This is a genomic window from Sulfophobococcus zilligii (genome assembly GCF_055398255.1).
Genome location: NZ_AP042406.1, coordinates 902,401 through 919,439 on the forward strand (window position 1 = coordinate 902,401; position 17,039 = coordinate 919,439).

Genomic DNA, 17,039 nt, shown 5'->3' on the forward strand with positions numbered 1-17,039 from the left:
CTCACTCATTTATAGTGTTTGTTTTTGGGGGATATATAGTATTGCTTGGTATATCTCTATATACTACGACGCCGGGGAGAATCCATGAATTAGAACCTATTTTTACACCAGGCATTACTGAAACGTTGATACCTGTTTTAACACCTGCTCCTATTATAGCTCCTAGCTTCCTCCTACCAGTGTCTTCTCGAATACCCTTAATAGTCATTTTAACAGTAGCTCCATCATGTCTTAGATTTGCGAGTACAGTGCCAGCTCCCAGATTTACGTTTTCACATATAACACTATCTCCAATGTATGCTAAGTGATGTGCATGGACGTTTTCAAATAAGACACTTTCTTTGACTTCAACTGAAAAGCCTATTTTGGAACCGCTACATATAACACTGTATGGTCTGATGTATGCGTTTGGCCCTATTTCCACGTTTCTATCAATATAGACAGGCCCCTCAATTGTTGTAAATGGATATATAGTGCTTTCTTCGTCTACATGGATTTTACCTCGAATAAAGACTGGATTAATAATTCTACCTTTTACCTCAAATGAGTGGTTTTCAAGTGCTATTTTATTTGCTTCAATTATATGCCATGGTTTACCAATATCAATCCACTTTTTCTCATAGACTAATACTTTTACGGGTTTCAATGAAGCTATTTTTGTAATTAAATCTGTCGCTTCTAGTTCGCCTCTGGGACTCAAAGGTATTTCCTTGTTTTCAAGAATATCGCTTGTATTTAATTTGTATATTCCAGCGTTTACAAGGTTTGATGGTGGTATTTCTGGTTTTTCAATTATTTTTACGAGATTGGAATTTCTGACTTCGAGAACACCATAGTTACGAGGGTCTTGAACTCTAACACCTACTATGTAGTATCCATCTCTATTGGCTAGTTCTCTATATATACTCCAATCCTCGAGGAAAACATCGGCATAGGCTACTACTACATCCTCACCCACACCGATTTTCTCGCTAGCTTTAACTATAGCGTCTCCTGTACCACGTAGTTCTCCCTGTTCTACTATTTTAACTCTGCTTCTATATTCTTTTGACTCAATGTGTTTTACTATTTGTTCTTTTAAGTATCCAACAACAACTACTATTTCTTCAACACCTGCTTCAATGAGTGCTTTGATATGCCAGTCTATTATTGGACGGCATAGAATAGGTATCATGGATTTAGGCCGGGTTTCGGTGATAGGTCTGAGACGAGTACCCTCTCCTGCAGCTAGCAATATAGCTTTTACCAATTCATACACCTCAATGTATTTTAATATGATTGAGAAAATAAGGTGTTTTGAATAGATGTTGAGAACTAGGAGTTCTTGATATATGTGAAAACACTGTATAGTAGAAAAGAATTACTACTTTGCTGTCTTCTTTAATTGAATTGGTGATATAACCACTGCTGGTTTGGGTCCTTCGGGTGTAGGTATCATTAACAGCTTGGTTTTGTATACTTCTACTCTTCTAATTGGGTAGATCTTTCTAGCTCTTTCAGCTATATCATTAGAAACAGTTCCCTTCAATATCTCATTTATGAATTCATAGTAGTTTAATTGTGGTGCTTTTTCATATATGTATTCACGCATGATCTTTCTAATTGCCTTCTTTTGACTAGTCTTACACCTATAACTTGTTAGTGCAACAATAGTTACTCTTAGCTTGTAACCATCTTTTGTTTCAACGTCGAAAATTCCCTGGATTTTACTACTCTTTCTTCTAACAAGGCTCTTCATGTAGTCTCTAGCTAGTTCGTGTCCTTTGAGTCTTGTATATGCTTTATCTCCTTCTACTTTTATTATTTGGAAGTATAGTTTTACATGTACTTGAGTTATATCGCCTGTTAGATCATACATTGTTGTCTCTATTACTCTTCCAATTAGTTTGTCTGGGTCGTCTGCTGGAATACTACCTAGACTAACTCCTCCAAACTCTTCTGGAGCTAGTACTTCATACCATTTTTTCATTTTCCACTTGTCTTTTACTACTGGTCGTGAAGACACGTTGATAAAGCACCTCTTTCAGCATCTTTAATTTAATCACTAAAACCTTTAAAATGAATTCACCTTTAAAAAGTTATTCTTGTATTGAACCAGTAGTAATAGTATTTAGTGTTTTCTCAATGGATTTAAGTATTAAGAGTAATTCGTTAATTGTAGAAGATGTTCTCTTTAATGCGTGGAGAAGATCACCTACTACTTCCACTTCTACTCTATAGGTATAAAGCGAATTATTATATCTCACTATGGATTCACGAATAGACATGTCTCTAGTTACCTGGGTGTTATCGGGGCTTAACGAGTTTTTCACTGCAACTAATAGATTACAATTACTTGTTTTCAATTCCAAAATACTCTTTACTTTACTGGACACAGCTGACTCTCCTCGCAAATCGAGTATGCCTCGCTCGGTTTGGTTTTTACACGTATTAATTCTCTTAGAACAGTATATGTATTTCCATCTACCATTATTTTCACTACACGACTTAATGGCAAAACCCCCGCGTAGGATAAAACATCAACTATTAAATCTGGTCGAGTAATAGGATATAGCTCGCCGGCCGGAATAGGATCTCCATTTCTCGCTACTTCAAAATATCGTGCTATTTTCTCGGCTACACTGTCTATTACTTCATTATACACTGTGAAAGCAACATTCAAAATAGATTTTTCAATAGAGATAAAGAGTAGGTCTTCAGGACTATTTGAATAAACACTATTATATACTACAAGCGCACCAAGCAACTCACTTGCCTCTATTTCTGAAGTCTCACCGAGTTCTGGGATAGAGATATAGAAATCGCCTAGTAACTTGTATGCTATTTGTTGAGGTATTTGTCTATTGCTTTGAATGTGTTTGACGAGGAGGTTTAGTACTTCGCGTAGAGGATCTTTTTGGTTCCCCGCAAACTCTTTTAAACGAATACCATTTGTATCTTGCGATTTAAATATCTCACTAACTATTCTACGAGCATTTTCATGATTACCGCTTATTCCTGGTATAAATGGGAGGAGAGTTCTTGATAGAGCTGTTGCAAGACCAACTCTCTTTGCACCCCAAACTCTAAGCCCCAGTGTGCTATGGACTATTTTCTCCTCTGAGAGTTCTTTAAAATAACTGGTTTCAATGGTCCCAATAGTCTCACTGGATATATCGTATAATCCATGATAGAAAGCAGCTAGTAGAGCTAGTAGTTTATCCCATTTGTCTATTCCGGGTAGTTTATCAACTATTGAAACAATAATTCCAGTTAACGAGGTGTTTTCATCTCTTCTAACTATAGAGATTTGTGCATCACTTATAGCTGGTAGATTTAACAATATAGCAGGGTCTTTGGGGTAATCTACGAGTAATTTGGGATCAAGTGATAACTTTACATTTAAACCATACTCTGAGAGGTTTTTATGTAGTATAGAAGCAGCTAGTAGTGAGTCAAGAGAAGTATCTGGAATTATAACAAAACTTGTAGCTTTTTCCTTTATGAGTTTCAAAAGAGCTTCTTCTCCACTCAATAAACCACCGGGTTTACGCTAGCAACAGAAAGAGAAAAATAGATTAAGCTGCTTCTTGGAACCTGTATATACCCGTCGAAACAATTAACTTGGCTGCTTCGGGGTCGTATTTCCAGTCTGGTGGTAGTTTACCAATTCTCTTATAGTATTTTACAAGTCTGTGTATTTTAGACTCTATCTCTATTAATCCACGCTGGCTGTGTGTATCTTTGGGGTGTTCTTCTAAGTGTCTTCTGAGATTAACAGCTCTCTTCATTAAGTTGAATAAGTCTTCTGGAACAACGATTTTAACACCGTGATTTTCTAGTATATCTTCTACTTTCTTGCCAATTACTTGTTTAACTAGTGGTATTCCAAACTGGTCTCTTAGTATAATGCCAATCATTGATGGTGTATATCCTCTCTTAGCTAGTTCTACAACTAGTAGTTCTATGTCGCTTGGACTCATGTCTAGTTTTAACCATCTGGGTGGACCTGCTCTAGCCGGTCTTGTTGGGTGTGATTTACCTTTATCACGCTTCTTGTTCATTGAAAAGCACCCAAATCATTATCAGTTGAAATGATAAACCAGGCTTATAAATCTGAGGCTTGTATTTTTCCACTTAAAATCCTTTGCATTCAGGGCTTTATATTTGTTTTAAAAACTATTTCTTCGAAAACACTCCGTACAGCTTTTGCTCTATGACTATATCTATTCTTTTCTTGAATACTCATTTCTCCAAATGTCCGTGTTTCACCACTTGGTATGAATATCGGGTCGAATCCAAAACCCTGATTGCCACGTGGTTCTCTCGAGATTTCACCACATACTTCTCCAGTACTAGTTATAATCGTGTTTTCTAGTACAACGGCAACAGCTGATTTAAAACAAGCACGTCTATTTTCAACACCTTCGAGTAGTTTTAGTATTCCCTGTATTCCTATTGTTTTATACACGTAGCTACTATAGGGGCCTGGAAACCCGTTGAGTGCTTCTATGAATAACCCGGCGTCTTCTACGAGTACTGGTTTTCCAGTGAAGAAGTATGCCAACATTGCTGATTTGTAGACAACTTCTTCAATACTATCTGCTTGAACTTCTATTTTTGGCGCTGTACACATCTCTATGTTTAATCCATATTCACTAGCAATTGATTTTACTTCTAGGTATTTGTGTTGGTTTCCAGTTATAAAGCATAGATTAATCAATATAGCGCTCCCTCATAATGGCCTTACGTAGCTCTCTATCCACGTATCTCCCTCTAACTCTTATTTCCTTCATTCTCGAAATTACTTCTTCAGCGTCTCCCTTATAGTGTAATTTATACTCTTCAAGCATTGCGTTGACGAGTTTTTCAGCGTATTCGGGTTTTGAAGCATGCATGCTTCTAGCCATTAAGTGTAGGTCTATAGCGTATTCTTCAATGTCGTCGCTGTATCCAGCTAGTCCAAAATCTATTACGTAGACGTTGTCGCCGGCTATAATGATATTTGCAAGTGTAAAGTCTCCATGGTATATTCTAAGACTATGCATTACACCGGCAAATCTACCTATTTCTCTCGAAATAGAAACTAGTTTTTCGAATTCAGATTTTTCAAAGACCTCTGTAGCCCGCTCTCCCACAATGTATTCCAAAATGAGTACTCCTTTATCTTCGTCGACAAATAAAACACCTGGTACTTTTAACCCTGAGAGATATAGTTCTGAAAGCACTCTTGCCTCTGTACGCGTCCTGGTTTTTATAAATAACTCGTCGAATAATGGTGCTCTATACTTCTTACTCACTCTCTTTTTTAATACTGCTTTTACACCAAAGAAGTCTACTAGATAGATCTCGGCTTCGGCTCCACGTGAAAGCATTACTAGTTGTGTATTCATGGTAGCCATGGATATTCCTCCTCGTCTAATCTATATCTCTGCCTAGTGAAAACCCTGCTTGGCTCTACAAGCTTGCCGTGGAGGAAGTGTAGTAGTCCACTATATGCTATCATTAACCCGTTGTCTCCAGCTACTTCTGGTGGTGTTCCATAGAATTCAGCACCATAGTGTTCAGCTACCACTTCGAATTTCCAGCGGAGTTCTTTATTTGAGGCGACGCCGCCAACTAGTAGAATACTCTTTTTACCTGTCAACATTAGTGTTCTCTCTGTGACTTCAACTAGCATGTTGAATGCTGTTTCACGTAGACTTCTACATATTTTACCCAGGTTTTCTCTGTCTCTATTGTTGCCAATTAATCTAAGTGTAGCTGTAAGTAGACCAGAAAAGCTTAAATCACAGCCTTTAACCGTGTAGGGTAGTGGTACGTATTCACTACTCCACTCTGCACATATATCAACCGCGTGTTTTCCCTCGACAACATATGGTGGTGCAATACCGATTTCTCTTGCAAAAGTATCTAGTAGATTGCCTAGCGGTATATCTAGTGTTTCACCAATAACTCTATACTTCTTGTTTTTCTGCACTAGGATCATTGTATTGCCTCCCGATACATAGACGATAACAGGGTCTTTGAATCCACTGACAAGCTTACCAATCTCTATGTGTGCAACAGCATGGTTTACTGGTGCAACTGGTTTTCCATAGTAGGATGCAATAAAGCGGGCGAGACTAGCTCCAACTCTTAAACAAGGGCCTAATCCAGGCCCTACAGATACCGCGACAGCATCTATTTCACTTGGATTAATTTTTGCTGTTTCAAGTGCTTTTTGAAGGACTCTTGGAGCATTGTTGACGTGGTGTAGAAACGACTCTCTTGGATGTATTCCCCCGGATTGCGGTTTGTATTGGCTAGAAATATTAGCTAGGAATTTAACACTGTTATTAGAGTATTCAACTACCCCTACTCCAAAAGTATGGCTTGTTGATTCAATACCGAGTATTATAACTGGTTCCTTGACGGGTTTAATAGAAGGAGTAAATTCATATGTTTTCGAGAAAATAGACATAAGTACACTCTTTCCTAAAACAATTGCTTTACATATTCAACATAATTGCATTTTCCACAGTGCCATCTTGGAACTGGCTTCTTGTGGAATGCCATGAATGAACCGCATCTTGGACAGGTTTTATTCTTTCTCTTAATCGTCCAGTTTTTGTAGTCTACTTCGTAGAGTTTGTGAATGTAGGGCATTTTATCTCACCTATTGTGCTCCAGCTACTTTCTTATAAGACTCCTCATCTCTTTTAATAATGTATTCTGGTTCAAATAACTTAGCTCTTTCCTGACTGTTATAAATGTGTGCTTCAATTATACTCTCTGGCGAGCCGTATTTAGACTCTACTTTTCTTATGTATACTAGTGACGGGTCTTTATTGTATAGTTTTGCTATTCCCATTTTCAATAGTCCTCTACTTGGTGTCCCCTCGCCTAGGTGTAAAAGTCTTATTTTTACTTCTATTCTCTCAACTAGTCCATTATATCTCTCTTCTAATACTTCTGCACTGTATTTGTCTAATAATTTTACCTGTTTACTCATTGTAAACACCGGGTTTTATCTACCCATAATTATGCCAATGTGGTATAAGTATTTTTAAAACCTTTATAGCCCTTTCCAATGAGCCTTCTACTTCTACAACACCTATATCTGGTTGGCCATATATAATTTTAACTCCTGTTTTCTTCAGGAGAGGTATTACTAGTAGGTCTTCTTCTCCATTGACACAGATATATCCTTCTCTGAGAGCATCTAGAATTGTAGAGCTATTAATGCTTACACCTCCAGGTGGATTTACAACAATCTGGTCGCACACGGTGTTTAGTTGTGTTGAGTGTACTCTCTTGGTTTTGTAATCAATGATTTTTAACTTGGAGTAGTGTCTCTCAGATACTATATCTCCAACTGTTACATCCGACTTTAAACCCTTAATTACACCGCGTGTTTTGTGAACGTATAGTTTTCCCTGTGGTAGTGAGAGGTCTAGTCTATACTCGCTTGGTAAAAGTAGTATTGGAATTTTGAGTTCTCTACTCGAGTTTAACAACAAATCTACCTCTCTGATTAACCTTGAGTGTTTTCGCTATTTCAGAGTTTTCCGGGTCTACTACTATTACTACTCCACTCCACTCTTCGACAAACTCTCTTCCATTGCATACAGGGCATACTTCTACTTCTCTATCTACGAGTGCTTTACAGTTTCTACATGCTTTGAACTGTTTACTCTTAGACCTACTGCTCATTTCTGACTACCCTCTCGTGTTTTTTCAATCCATTCCATTTTTCCAAGCCATGGTTGCCTCATTGTCATGTGTATTCTCAGACCCTTGCCAGGGAATAAGCCTACAACATAAATTCTTGCTCTTACAACGTCTCCTTTATCTACATATCTACGTGTTTCTTCTAGTAGTAGTGAACCCCTCGCTGTGTCGAAAACTACTCTTTCATCGGCTACTTGGTTAATGTGAACAAAGCCGTCTAAAACACCGAGATTAACGTATAGACCAGCTCTTGTTACAGACGCGACTTGTCCTTCAACAACTTCTTTTTCAAATGGAGTAAATACTAGTGCATTGAATGATACTTTGTGGTAGGTTGCTCCATCACCAGGTATTATTATACCTAGTGGATCGGTGTTTGCAGAAGTAATTGCTACTATAATACCGAGTACCGGTTTTTCTTCTTCTCCTCTCTCTATTGATATTACTGCACCCTCGTATTTCGCTTTTAACTCTTCTTCTACTGTTTCTTCGAGTTGTCTACCGAATTTTGATGGTGGTATTCTTACATAGTCTTGTATTTCAACAAGAGCAAACATATTGAAAAGCACCTATCTCTATCATTGTTTAATCACTACGCGTTATACATAAATAAAAACAGGGTTATTTATAATAGTCAACTACGACTCTCCAAGCTTCTTCTCTCAAGTATGCTTCTGGTATACCGAGAGCTCTTAGTTTTCTCCTTAATTCTCTATCATTAGTTGCAACTATTGCCTTGTTTTCTAGTGCAAACCTGATAATTCCATCGTCTACTGACTCGCCTTCTTTTAATTCGAAATCCACGATTTTACAGTATTTTTCAACTATTTCAAGGGCAAATCTTGCTTTTCTTCTTAGTTTATTTCCTCCACTACTTGCTAGTTTGACTAGTTCGTTGTAGACAGGTTTTAATACAATGAATAATGGTTCTGTTTCCAATGCTTCTTTTATATTGTCTAGAACTGGTACGCCATCAGCCATTAAAAGAAGCATATTTGTATCTAAAACAACTATTACACGATTACTATTCATAGATATCCTCGACTACACCCCAACCAGCTAGCCTCCACCTAGCCATTACTCTCCTACCAATAGCTATTCTTGAACCCTTCCATGTTGCAACGGGTTCTTCTAGTTTCAGCTCTACACGGTCTTTTCTAACTGATTTAATAGTTGCTAGTCTAGAAGCAGGGCCAACTGCAACTATTACTTTTTCGTTTACTTGTAGTGGGGGTAGTTTTAGTGGCTGTCCTTTTAAACCAACAACTCTTTCTAGTTCTCTATACGATATTTCTATAGATGTTGTAACTGGTATTTTATTATCTGGTGTTGTTACAACAGAACCAACCAGTTGATCTGCTTTTGTAATAGACGGGTCTAGTGTTGTTCTAATAGCTACTAGTCCACTTGGAGTTGCTTCTTCTACTGCTAGGTCGCCATATCTAATCTCCTCTATTGTAGTTGTAATTGGCTGGTAGATAGTTGTCTTTGTTTTACCTGTTTCTCTAGGTATTTTTACTCCTGGTAGTATCATTATTTCTTGTCCAACTCTGAGTCTTCCTTGGAGTAGTGTTCCACCTAGTACTCCACCCTGAATCGTGTTGTAGGGGGTGCCCGGTCTATTAATGTCGAAGCTTCTCACTACATACATTATTGGAGTTTTTGAGAGATCTCTCTGGGGTGTTGGAATTAATTCTTGTATTGCCTGTAGTAAGACATCGATGTTTACTTTGTGTAGAGCACTCACTGGAATTATTGGGGCGTTTTCTGCAATTGTACCCTTAATGAAGTTTTGTATTTCCTGGTAGTTCTTTAATGCTTTTTCCCTTGAAACAACATCTATTTTGTTCTGTACTATAATAATGTTTTTTACTCCGAGGACTTCCAATGCAATTAAGTGTTCTACTGTTTGTGGTTGTGGACAGGGCTCGTTTGCCGCGACAACAAGTATAGCGCCGTCAACTATCATTGCACCACTTAACATTGTAGTCATGTATGCTTCGTGTCCAGGTGCATCTACATAGCTTACTCTTCTAAGTAGTTGTGCTTCACTTCCATCTGGACAGACGAGCTCGGTGGTATAGGCATCGGGTGGGTTTAAACCAGGACATAGTGCAATATTTCCATCAGCATATCCGAGATAAATAGTCATTCCACGCTCTAATTCCTTGCTGTGTTTTGCAGTCCAGATACCAGTAAGTGCTTGTACAAGAGTGGTTTTACCATGGTCTACATGTCCAACTATTCCAATGTTTACTTCGGGCGGTTTAATTTGCTGCAAAAAACCACCTAGTTATTAAAGATATTTTATTTTCGTATTTATTTGTACGATGTCAGGGGCTATAGTGTTACCTCTAACCATTTTTCTTCTTCTTTCACCGTCTTCTCTGGGGTGGAATCCTGGTGGGCCGGAGAGAAGTGCTCGTTTCTTAATGGGGCCTGGTATATCTGGCCTCATTGGAAAGCCTGCTATGTCGCTGCCGCCAGTTATTACTAGTTTTACGTTTTTCAATCCAACGATTTCTCCTGCTACTTCATCTCCTATTTTCAATCCTATAAATGCGTTTGTTCTCTCGTCGTTTATTCTTATTTGCCATGCTGGAGCTCTAAGTATTTCTCCATCTAATTCCTGTGTACCAGTCAAGTCTATTAGTCTAGCAAGACTAACTCTAACAGTGTTATCTGGTGTAGAGTCGTCTACTTCGAGTTTACAAACCATTTTAACTTTGTCTCCTGTGTCTGGACGCCTCATTCTTATTAATACAACTCCGTGTTTAGCAGCTATTTCACTAGCTAGTTTTGAGTTTACTTTTGCCACTGGTAGCTCGAATTGGTCTTTCATTCTATCGGTAAATGGTATATCTCCATCTCCAACAACTTTTACTTTTACAGCTTTAGCTGTTTTAGGTGCTTCTGGGTCGTTTATAACTATTTTGAAATCCGGCATACATAGACCACCAGTTGCCCGGTGGTTAATTATCAATCATTAATTAAGCCGTTTATATATTCCCACTTTAAGAGGTGGTGATTATTGAGTACTAGTAAAACATGGATTAGACAGCCAATAATAACTGTTCTAGGACACGTAGACCACGGTAAAACAACCCTACTGGATAAAATACGTGGAACAGCAGTAGCGAGAAAAGAACCAGGAGAAATAACCCAGCATATTGGTGCTAGTATAGTACCAGCTAGTGTACTAGAAAAACTAGCCGAACCACTCCGCAAATTCTTCCCCAAGTTGAAAATCGAAATACCAGGCCTTCTCTTCATTGACACACCAGGACACGAATTATTTGCCAGTCTAAGGAGGCGTGGTGGTAGTGTTGCAGATATGGCTATTCTCGTTATAGATATAATAGAGGGGGTTAAACCACAAACACGTGAAGCAATCAATCTACTTAAAGAGAGAAAAGTACCATTTGTTGTTGCAGCTAATAAAATAGATAGAATTGAAGGGTGGAAGCCCAATCCCGACGCTCCGTTTCTCGAGAGTATTCAAAAACAATCACCAAAAACAATAGAGAAACTAGAAGAGAGAATATACTCGCTTATAGGTCAACTATACGAGTTTGGATTTGAATCTGAGAGATTTGACCGAGTAAAAGACTTTAGGAGAACAGTAGCAATAGTTCCCGTCTCGGCTAAAACAGGTGAGGGAGTACCAGAACTCCTAGCACTAATAGCGGGACTAGCACAGCAATTCATGAAGAAAAAATTAATTACAAGTGAAGACGCCGCTAAAGGCGTTGTTCTCGAAGTAAGAGAAGAACCAGGACTAGGGACAACTCTTGACACTATTATATACGATGGAATAATTAGGAAAAACGATACAATAGTCGTTGCTTCCCGTAATGGATACAAAGTAACCAAGGTTAGAGCACTACTACTCCCGAGACCACTACAAGATATGAGAATGCATGAAGGTAGATTTATCCAAGTAGACTATGTAGTAGCTGCTGCTGGAGTGAAAATAGTTGCTCCTGAACTAGAAGATGTAATAGCTGGTACTCCACTCTACGTTGTTCCACCCGATAAACAACCCGAAGAATATGGTAAACTAGTTGTTGAAGAAGTAAAACAAATCATTGTTAAAAGCGAGAGTGATGGAGTAGTTGTCAAAGCCGATACACTCGGCTCTCTAGAAGCACTCATTGAAGCTTTAAAGAGAGAAAATATACCCATTAGACTAGCAGATGTAGGACCAGTATCTAAAAACGACGCGCTAGAAGCAGCTGTAGTTAAGAAGTCGAAACCAGAATACGGTGTAATACTAGTCTTTAACACTAAGATATTGAGTGAGGCAGTCGAGTTAATAGAAAAAGAAAACATCAAGGTATTTACTAACAACGTAATATACCAGCTACTCGAAGACTACTTGAAGTGGTTGAGAGAATACAAAGAACAAGAAAAACTAAGAGAACTAGAATCACTTGTCAGACCAGGTAAAATAAGAATACTACCTGGCTATGTATTTAGACGCAGTGACCCAGCAATAGTAGGTATAGAAGTACTAGGTGGAACAATAAAACCAGGTTACCCGTTAATGAGAAGCGATGGTGCAGAAGTAGGAGTAGTAATGCAGATTAGAGATAGAGATAACGTATTGAAACAAGCAGTTATAGGTCAAAGAGTAGCAATTAGCATCAAGGGCAAGGTAATGATTGGTAGACAAATCGATGAGGGAGACGTACTCTACACTGATATACCAAAAGAACACGTTGTTGTATGGTTGACAAGATACAAGAGCGAGCTAAGAGACGATGAAAAAAGCGTTCTCGAAGAAATAATTAAAATAAAGAGAAAGACTGATCCACTCTACGGCTTTGTCTTTCAACAAACACAATAAAACAATTTACTTTGTCTCCTGTCCGTACTTCTTCGTCCACTTTAGTTTTCTCGGGTCTCTCTTTAACTTATAGCTTGTAAAACACTTTCTACTGCAAAACCACAATATTGTTCCATCGTTTAGCACATACATTAGTCCAGTTCCTGGTTCTATTGGGTTACCACAAAATGTACAATTTGATGTTCTCGGCATAAACACACCCTTTTTCCCTAGTCAAACCTAACTCTACAATTTTAAAAGCCTTAAAAATTATTTTTCACACATTGAGTGCTTAAGGGTGCTAGATTTGAGTGAAAACACTGGTAGAGTAGAGAAAGTAGTGTTTGAACCACCAAAAGTAAACATAGTCGAAGAAATAGGATTCCCAGCGGAGGTTATACAAATACTCGGTAGAACAGGAGTAACAGGCGAAATAACACAAGTTAGAGTGAGAGTATTAGAGGGTAGAGATAAAGGTAGAGTAATTACGAGAAACATTAAAGGACCTGTTAGAATCGGAGATATTGTAATACTAAGAGAGACAGAGAGAGAAGCACGCAAACTAACAACAAAGAGATAAATCCACTACTTTTTACTATTAAAACCATTAGAGAACTTACTGTTCAAGAAAAATGTTTTTATTGAAAAAGAATTAAAAACACAATATTGTTTCCTGTAGAGTATTTACACCCTCTAGACGCCGCTCTTTGCTCTAATTTCCTGTACTTTCTTGATGATTTCGTCAACTAGGTCTTTTGCACCGCCAGCGTCAATAATAGCTACAGATGCTGCTGCTACTTCGATTCCAGCTGCTTCACCTAGCCTCTTCTTGCTTGGTACGTATGTATATGGTATTTTCTTTTCATCGCATAGAACTGGTAGGTGTGCAACTATTTCTGGTGGGTCTACGTCTGTAGCTATAACTACGAGTTTGGCAAGTCCTCTTTCAACAGCTTTTGTTGTTTCATTTGTTCCCTTCTTTACTTTTCCACCTGTTTCTCTTGCTTTCTTTATTGCTTCATATGTTTTTTCTGCTAGTTCTTGTGGTACCTCGAATTTTACATAAAATGGTTTGGACATGGTCATCCTCCTCCGGGTATCGTCCCGGTCATTTCCTAAAAGACTACTTAGAGGCTTTTATAGATTTGGTTTTGCTAGTCGTGTGTAAAAATCAATGTGATTTTGTTTTCGAGTTTACTGTCTACTCTTGCAAATCCAAGTCTGTAGAGTTGTATTATAGAGTCTATTTTTTCGCTCATTACTCTTTTCTCGACAAACAATTCTTCTTCAATGAGCTCCATGCCTTTTGGTTTTAGCATTATGGCTTTTACATACTCGTCTTCGCTAACCCATTGAATAATTGGGGCGTTTGTCTTTTTTACAATGTCGTGTTCTAGACTGTGGAATTCAGCTACATAATATGGTTTACCATTTACTTCTTCAATGTTCTTTATTACGAAGTTAGCCATTCCAAGTAGTCTAAATACATTGTTTTTAACTAATGCAAGGTCTTCGCTGGACAACAATATCTTTGTTTCATCTGTTATTGTATAGGTGTATGTTTCTTTTTTAGATGGGTGTATGGGGATATGAGCTTTAATTTCGTCTCTTATACCCTTTAATACCACTGGCACGGGGTTTTTAACAGCCATGTATCTATTGGCTATTGGGTCCACTATTGTTCTATTAATAGCGTATAAGTTGACAAGGCTTATTTTTGCGTCGATTCCTTTTACTCCAACATCTTTTATTACCCGCCAAATGGTTTCTCTTTGTATTCCACGTCTTCGTAGTCCCTGAATAGTGCCTAGTCTTGGATCCGCGTATGATGTTAAACCCTTTTCTGTAATCAACTTCTTTGTTTTGGATTTGCTTAGAATAACGCCTTCTAGTGATAATCTACCAAAATGTATTGTCTCTGGGTATTTCCAACCCATGTGGTCGTAGAGGTATTTCTGTTTTACTGTATTTGTAATGTGTTCCTTGGCTCGTAGTATATGTGTTACTCCCATTAAGTGGTCGTCGACAGCAGCAGCGAAATTGTATGTAGGCCAGACAATGTATTTCTCGCCGGTTACCGGGTGGGGTGTTTTAGTAGTATCTATTATTCTAAAGGCTACCCAGTCTCTAACACTAATATCTGGGTGTTGCAGGTCTGTTTTAACTCTGACAACTGCTTCTCCCTCGCTATATCTACCCTCGAGCATTTTATCGAATTCTTCGAGGTTTTCTTCTGGGCTTCTATCTCTGTGTGGACAGGCCTTTCCTTGGTTTCTATATGTTTTAAACGTCTTGTCGTCACATAGGTCTACATATGCTCCTCCACGCTCTATGAGTTCTCGTGCTACCTGGTAGAATATTGGTAGTCTAAGGCTTTGAATGTATTCTTCACTCCAAGAGACTCCAAGCCACTTTAAATCTCTTTTGATTGCTATATAGGTGTCTGGATATGGTGCTTTTAACCTTGGATCTGTGTCTTCAAATCTCAGGATCATTTTACCCCTATACGCTACGGCATACCAGTAGTTTAAAAGTGCTGGTCTTGCATTACCAAGGTGGAGTGAGAAATCTGGGTTTGGAGCTAGTCTTGTAACTACTTTGCCTTCTATAGCGTTTGGTAATGGTGGTAGTTCTTTTTTAAACTCTTGTGTTTTCTCTTCGAGTGCTTCAGGCCAGTTTGTAGAAACTATTTTTAATTGCTCTTCGAGCGTCAACTTGTTTACTTCTTCAACAATGGATTTAATATACTCCATGTAGTCTCTGAGATTTCTACGTGCTTCTGGTAGTTCAGCAGCTATTTTTGAAACAACAGCTTTTAAATCGGCTTTACCTCCGTGTTTAACAGCGTTTATTAATGCGTGTTTATATGTTACTTCACGGATTTTTTCTAGCAGTGATTGATCTATACTCACTTGCAACCACCACCAATGTTTTTCTTGGTTCTTCCCATGGCTGGTCTATAATAAAAACAATTAATCCTTCACAATTAGACTTTATTTTTCTAGTTTCTAATTTATCTGAAACTGTATAGCCGAGTAAATCACCGGGTTTTACACTAAAACCTTCTTTTGACTGTATAAAAATGTAACTTCCTTGTACTTCTTGTAGACATATAGGAGTGTTTTCACCTAGTAGAAAACCTCTATAAATCCCGGTTGATGGGTCTTCTATTAGTACTCCAAGTGTTTTCTTGGTTCGTCCTTCGAGTAGGTCTATGTAGTCGATTACTCTTTCATAGGGGATTAAACCGAGTATTTTACTACATGATTCAATACTAGCTGGATTTGATGTTATAATAGACTCGTCGTTTTTTACACATAGATATCTTGGTCCTTCAACGCCTTCAACGTATACTTCATAGAATACGTAGTTTTCACTCAATGTATCACTCTCTAATCCTCGTATTGGAAAGGTAGTTATTTACATTTATTCCACGTTGTTCAAGATAGTTTCTTATCGTGGGGCCTAATACTATTGGTTTCTTTCTAAGTTCTTTTATACTGGTTGCGCCGGTGAGAAACATTGTTGTTTTAAGTTCTTTAATGTATAGCTCCATATACTTCTTCATGCCTTCATAGCCTTTCTCTATTAGAGCTTTGAGGAGTGGTCGTGCTAGTCCTACGAGGTCTCCACCAAGAGCAATCATTTTACACGCGTTGATACCGCTCCAAACTCCACCGCTCGCTATTACCGTGGCTTCTGGTGCTACATGGCGTGTTTCTATAAGTGATAGTGGTGTTGGTATACCCCATTTTACACTCAAGAGGTTTACTCCGAGAGCTCTAGTTATTGAGTCTTCAGGGTTTCTAAGTGCTTCAATCATAATCCAGTTTGTTCCACAAGCACCGGCTACGTCGAAGAATTTAACTCCTATAGCTTTAAATTTTGAAACAACCTCCATTGATAATCCATTGCCCACTTCTTTGATAATTATTGGAACTCCGAGTTCTCTAGTCAAAACAGCTATCTTGGAGAGAAGTACTTCCGAGAAGTCTATATCTCCCTCTGGCTGAATTACTTCCTGGGCGGGGTTTAAGTGTATTGCAAGTGCATCAGCGTTGATTACGTCTACAAGCTTCTTTATTTCGTCAATACTGGTTTCATGTAGTTGCGCTATGCCGAGATTTCCAATAACGGGAGTGTCGCTTGCTATTTCTCTTACTACTCGATAGGAATCAATGACTTCCTGGTTAAACTTGTACTTTAATATTGGTCTCTGGCTACCAACACCTATTGCTAGTTTGTATTCTCTTGCGAGTAGTGCGAGTTTTTCATTTATTGGTTTTAGCGATGGGTGGCCTCCAGTCATTGCTTCAATAACTATAGGGGCGTTTAATTCATAGCCGAGAAATCTCGTTGAAATATCCACGTTGTTTAATGAAATACCTGGTAGTGCTTGGTGAATTAACACTATTTCACTATATAGTTCTCGGCACTCACCAGTATAGACAACATCTTCTCTTAAACTGATTTCTATGTGTTCTAGTTTGCGTTTTGCATCACTCATTAAATAAGCACC

Annotated in this window: 23 protein-coding genes; 2 read left to right on the forward strand and 21 right to left on the reverse strand. The window is 38.3% G+C overall.

From position 1 onward, the window contains the following. Window position 1 precedes the first annotated feature (1 nt). From glmU to ACZ5YP_RS05220, 16 genes are all read right to left on the reverse strand, one after another. Window positions 2-1,249 carry a bifunctional sugar-1-phosphate nucleotidylyltransferase/acetyltransferase gene (gene glmU, locus ACZ5YP_RS05145; protein ID WP_464834697.1) on the reverse strand — a complete coding sequence of 416 codons (1,248 nt, stop codon included), beginning with the start codon at window positions 1,247-1,249 and terminating at the stop codon, window positions 2-4. Window positions 1,250-1,363: 114 nt separating this feature from the next. Next, window positions 1,364-1,969, reverse strand: coding sequence for a 30S ribosomal protein S3ae (locus tag ACZ5YP_RS05150; RefSeq protein WP_464835957.1), 606 nt, complete (start codon window positions 1,967-1,969; stop codon window positions 1,364-1,366). A 109-nt stretch (window positions 1,970-2,078) separates the two neighbouring features. Further along, window positions 2,079-2,375 carry a hypothetical protein gene (locus ACZ5YP_RS05155; protein WP_464834698.1) on the reverse strand — a complete coding sequence of 99 codons (297 nt, stop codon included), beginning with the start codon at window positions 2,373-2,375 and terminating at the stop codon, window positions 2,079-2,081. Further along, window positions 2,360-3,514, reverse strand: a complete 1,155-nt coding sequence (locus ACZ5YP_RS05160) for a hypothetical protein (RefSeq protein WP_464834699.1) — start codon at window positions 3,512-3,514, stop codon at window positions 2,360-2,362. Before ACZ5YP_RS05160 ends, ACZ5YP_RS05155 begins: the two co-directional genes overlap by 16 nt. A gap of 43 nt (window positions 3,515-3,557) precedes the next feature. After that, window positions 3,558-4,043 carry a 30S ribosomal protein S15 gene (locus ACZ5YP_RS05165; protein WP_464834700.1) on the reverse strand — a complete coding sequence of 162 codons (486 nt, stop codon included), beginning with the start codon at window positions 4,041-4,043 and terminating at the stop codon, window positions 3,558-3,560. Between the two features lie 89 nt (window positions 4,044-4,132). Further along, window positions 4,133-4,702, reverse strand: a complete 570-nt coding sequence (locus tag ACZ5YP_RS05170; protein ID WP_464834701.1) for an XTP/dITP diphosphatase — start codon at window positions 4,700-4,702, stop codon at window positions 4,133-4,135. Continuing rightward, window positions 4,695-5,381, reverse strand: a complete 687-nt coding sequence (locus ACZ5YP_RS05175) for a Kae1-associated kinase Bud32 (protein ID WP_464834702.1) — start codon at window positions 5,379-5,381, stop codon at window positions 4,695-4,697. The genes ACZ5YP_RS05170 and ACZ5YP_RS05175 overlap by 8 nt, the downstream gene beginning before the upstream one ends. Then, a complete protein-coding gene (kae1, locus tag ACZ5YP_RS05180; RefSeq protein WP_464834703.1) occupies window positions 5,369-6,442 on the reverse strand; it encodes a KEOPS complex N(6)-L-threonylcarbamoyladenine synthase Kae1 in 1,074 nt (357 codons plus the stop codon). The genes ACZ5YP_RS05175 and kae1 overlap by 13 nt, the downstream gene beginning before the upstream one ends. A gap of 14 nt (window positions 6,443-6,456) precedes the next feature. Beyond that, a complete protein-coding gene (locus ACZ5YP_RS05185) occupies window positions 6,457-6,627 on the reverse strand; it encodes a 30S ribosomal protein S27ae (RefSeq protein ID WP_464834704.1) in 171 nt (56 codons plus the stop codon). Between the two features lie 10 nt (window positions 6,628-6,637). Then, window positions 6,638-6,973 carry a 30S ribosomal protein S24e gene (locus tag ACZ5YP_RS05190; RefSeq protein ID WP_464834705.1) on the reverse strand — a complete coding sequence of 112 codons (336 nt, stop codon included), beginning with the start codon at window positions 6,971-6,973 and terminating at the stop codon, window positions 6,638-6,640. Between the two features lie 19 nt (window positions 6,974-6,992). Further along, window positions 6,993-7,481 carry a DUF359 domain-containing protein gene (locus ACZ5YP_RS05195; protein ID WP_464834706.1) on the reverse strand — a complete coding sequence of 163 codons (489 nt, stop codon included), beginning with the start codon at window positions 7,479-7,481 and terminating at the stop codon, window positions 6,993-6,995. Next, on the reverse strand, window positions 7,462-7,674 hold the full coding sequence (gene spt4, locus ACZ5YP_RS05200) for a transcription elongation factor subunit Spt4 (RefSeq protein WP_464834707.1): 213 nt from the start codon (window positions 7,672-7,674) through the stop codon (window positions 7,462-7,464). The genes ACZ5YP_RS05195 and spt4 overlap by 20 nt, the downstream gene beginning before the upstream one ends. Then, window positions 7,671-8,249 carry a DNA-directed RNA polymerase gene (locus ACZ5YP_RS05205; RefSeq protein ID WP_464834708.1) on the reverse strand — a complete coding sequence of 193 codons (579 nt, stop codon included), beginning with the start codon at window positions 8,247-8,249 and terminating at the stop codon, window positions 7,671-7,673. The genes spt4 and ACZ5YP_RS05205 overlap by 4 nt, the downstream gene beginning before the upstream one ends. A 64-nt stretch (window positions 8,250-8,313) precedes the next feature. Further along, window positions 8,314-8,724, reverse strand: a complete 411-nt coding sequence (locus ACZ5YP_RS05210) for a type II toxin-antitoxin system VapC family toxin (protein ID WP_464834709.1) — start codon at window positions 8,722-8,724, stop codon at window positions 8,314-8,316. Continuing rightward, window positions 8,717-9,973, reverse strand: coding sequence for a translation initiation factor IF-2 subunit gamma (locus ACZ5YP_RS05215; protein WP_464834710.1), 1,257 nt, complete (start codon window positions 9,971-9,973; stop codon window positions 8,717-8,719). The genes ACZ5YP_RS05210 and ACZ5YP_RS05215 overlap by 8 nt, the downstream gene beginning before the upstream one ends. A gap of 15 nt (window positions 9,974-9,988) precedes the next feature. Continuing rightward, window positions 9,989-10,639: a 30S ribosomal protein S6e gene (locus ACZ5YP_RS05220; RefSeq protein ID WP_464834711.1), complete on the reverse strand. Its 651-nt coding sequence runs from the start codon at window positions 10,637-10,639 to the stop codon at window positions 9,989-9,991. 84 nt (window positions 10,640-10,723) lie between these two features. Here ACZ5YP_RS05220 and infB point away from each other — a divergent pair, with 84 nt between their 5' ends. Beyond that, window positions 10,724-12,541, forward strand: coding sequence for a translation initiation factor IF-2 (gene infB / locus ACZ5YP_RS05225; RefSeq protein ID WP_464834712.1), 1,818 nt, complete (start codon window positions 10,724-10,726; stop codon window positions 12,539-12,541). Between the two features lie 6 nt (window positions 12,542-12,547). Here infB and ACZ5YP_RS05230 read toward each other — a convergent pair whose 3' ends face one another. After that, entirely contained in the window at window positions 12,548-12,733 is a 186-nt protein-coding gene (locus tag ACZ5YP_RS05230) for a 50S ribosomal protein L24e (protein ID WP_464834713.1), read from the reverse strand. A 127-nt stretch (window positions 12,734-12,860) separates the two neighbouring features. Here ACZ5YP_RS05230 and ACZ5YP_RS05235 point away from each other — a divergent pair, with 127 nt between their 5' ends. Continuing rightward, complete coding sequence (locus ACZ5YP_RS05235; protein WP_464835958.1) at window positions 12,861-13,100, forward strand: 30S ribosomal protein S28e; 240 nt, start codon at window positions 12,861-12,863, stop codon at window positions 13,098-13,100. Between the two features lie 113 nt (window positions 13,101-13,213). Here the strand turns inward: ACZ5YP_RS05235 and rpl7ae are convergent, their stop codons facing one another. From rpl7ae to fni, 4 genes are all read right to left on the reverse strand, one after another. Further along, the gene (gene rpl7ae, locus ACZ5YP_RS05240) at window positions 13,214-13,600 is read right to left on the reverse strand and encodes a 50S ribosomal protein L7Ae (RefSeq protein WP_464834714.1); all 387 of its coding nucleotides are present in this window, start codon (window positions 13,598-13,600) and stop codon (window positions 13,214-13,216) included. A 74-nt stretch (window positions 13,601-13,674) separates the two neighbouring features. Beyond that, entirely contained in the window at window positions 13,675-15,432 is a 1,758-nt protein-coding gene (locus ACZ5YP_RS05245; RefSeq protein ID WP_464834715.1) for a glutamate--tRNA ligase, read from the reverse strand. Further along, a complete protein-coding gene (locus tag ACZ5YP_RS05250; RefSeq protein WP_464834716.1) occupies window positions 15,395-15,901 on the reverse strand; it encodes a DUF2118 domain-containing protein in 507 nt (168 codons plus the stop codon). The genes ACZ5YP_RS05245 and ACZ5YP_RS05250 overlap by 38 nt, the downstream gene beginning before the upstream one ends. 4 nt (window positions 15,902-15,905) lie before the next feature. Next, window positions 15,906-17,027, reverse strand: a complete 1,122-nt coding sequence (gene fni / locus ACZ5YP_RS05255; protein WP_464834717.1) for a type 2 isopentenyl-diphosphate Delta-isomerase — start codon at window positions 17,025-17,027, stop codon at window positions 15,906-15,908. Between the last annotated feature and the right edge of the window lie 12 nt (window positions 17,028-17,039).

Excerpts from the sequence above, each read along its gene's own strand:
- ACZ5YP_RS05150 (WP_464835957.1), bottom strand. The coding sequence starts at position 1,969 with ATGAAAAAATGGTATGAAGTACTAGCTCCAGAAGAGTTTGGAGGAGTT.
- ACZ5YP_RS05165 (WP_464834700.1), bottom strand. The coding sequence starts at position 4,043 with ATGAACAAGAAGCGTGATAAAGGTAAATCACACCCAACAAGACCGGCT.
- ACZ5YP_RS05175 (WP_464834702.1), bottom strand. The coding sequence starts at position 5,381 with ATGGCTACCATGAATACACAACTAGTAATGCTTTCACGTGGAGCCGAA.
- kae1 (WP_464834703.1), bottom strand. The coding sequence starts at position 6,442 with ATGTCTATTTTCTCGAAAACATATGAATTTACTCCTTCTATTAAACCC.
- ACZ5YP_RS05185 (WP_464834704.1), bottom strand. The coding sequence starts at position 6,627 with ATGCCCTACATTCACAAACTCTACGAAGTAGACTACAAAAACTGGACG.
- ACZ5YP_RS05190 (WP_464834705.1), bottom strand. The coding sequence starts at position 6,973 with ATGAGTAAACAGGTAAAATTATTAGACAAATACAGTGCAGAAGTATTA.
- spt4 (WP_464834707.1), bottom strand. The coding sequence starts at position 7,674 with ATGAGCAGTAGGTCTAAGAGTAAACAGTTCAAAGCATGTAGAAACTGT.
- ACZ5YP_RS05205 (WP_464834708.1), bottom strand. The coding sequence starts at position 8,249 with ATGTTTGCTCTTGTTGAAATACAAGACTATGTAAGAATACCACCATCA.
- ACZ5YP_RS05210 (WP_464834709.1), bottom strand. The coding sequence starts at position 8,724 with ATGAATAGTAATCGTGTAATAGTTGTTTTAGATACAAATATGCTTCTT.
- ACZ5YP_RS05220 (WP_464834711.1), bottom strand. The coding sequence starts at position 10,639 with ATGCCGGATTTCAAAATAGTTATAAACGACCCAGAAGCACCTAAAACA.
- ACZ5YP_RS05230 (WP_464834713.1), bottom strand. The coding sequence starts at position 12,733 with ATGCCGAGAACATCAAATTGTACATTTTGTGGTAACCCAATAGAACCA.
- rpl7ae (WP_464834714.1), bottom strand. The coding sequence starts at position 13,600 with ATGTCCAAACCATTTTATGTAAAATTCGAGGTACCACAAGAACTAGCA.
- fni (WP_464834717.1), bottom strand. The coding sequence starts at position 17,027 with ATGAGTGATGCAAAACGCAAACTAGAACACATAGAAATCAGTTTAAGA.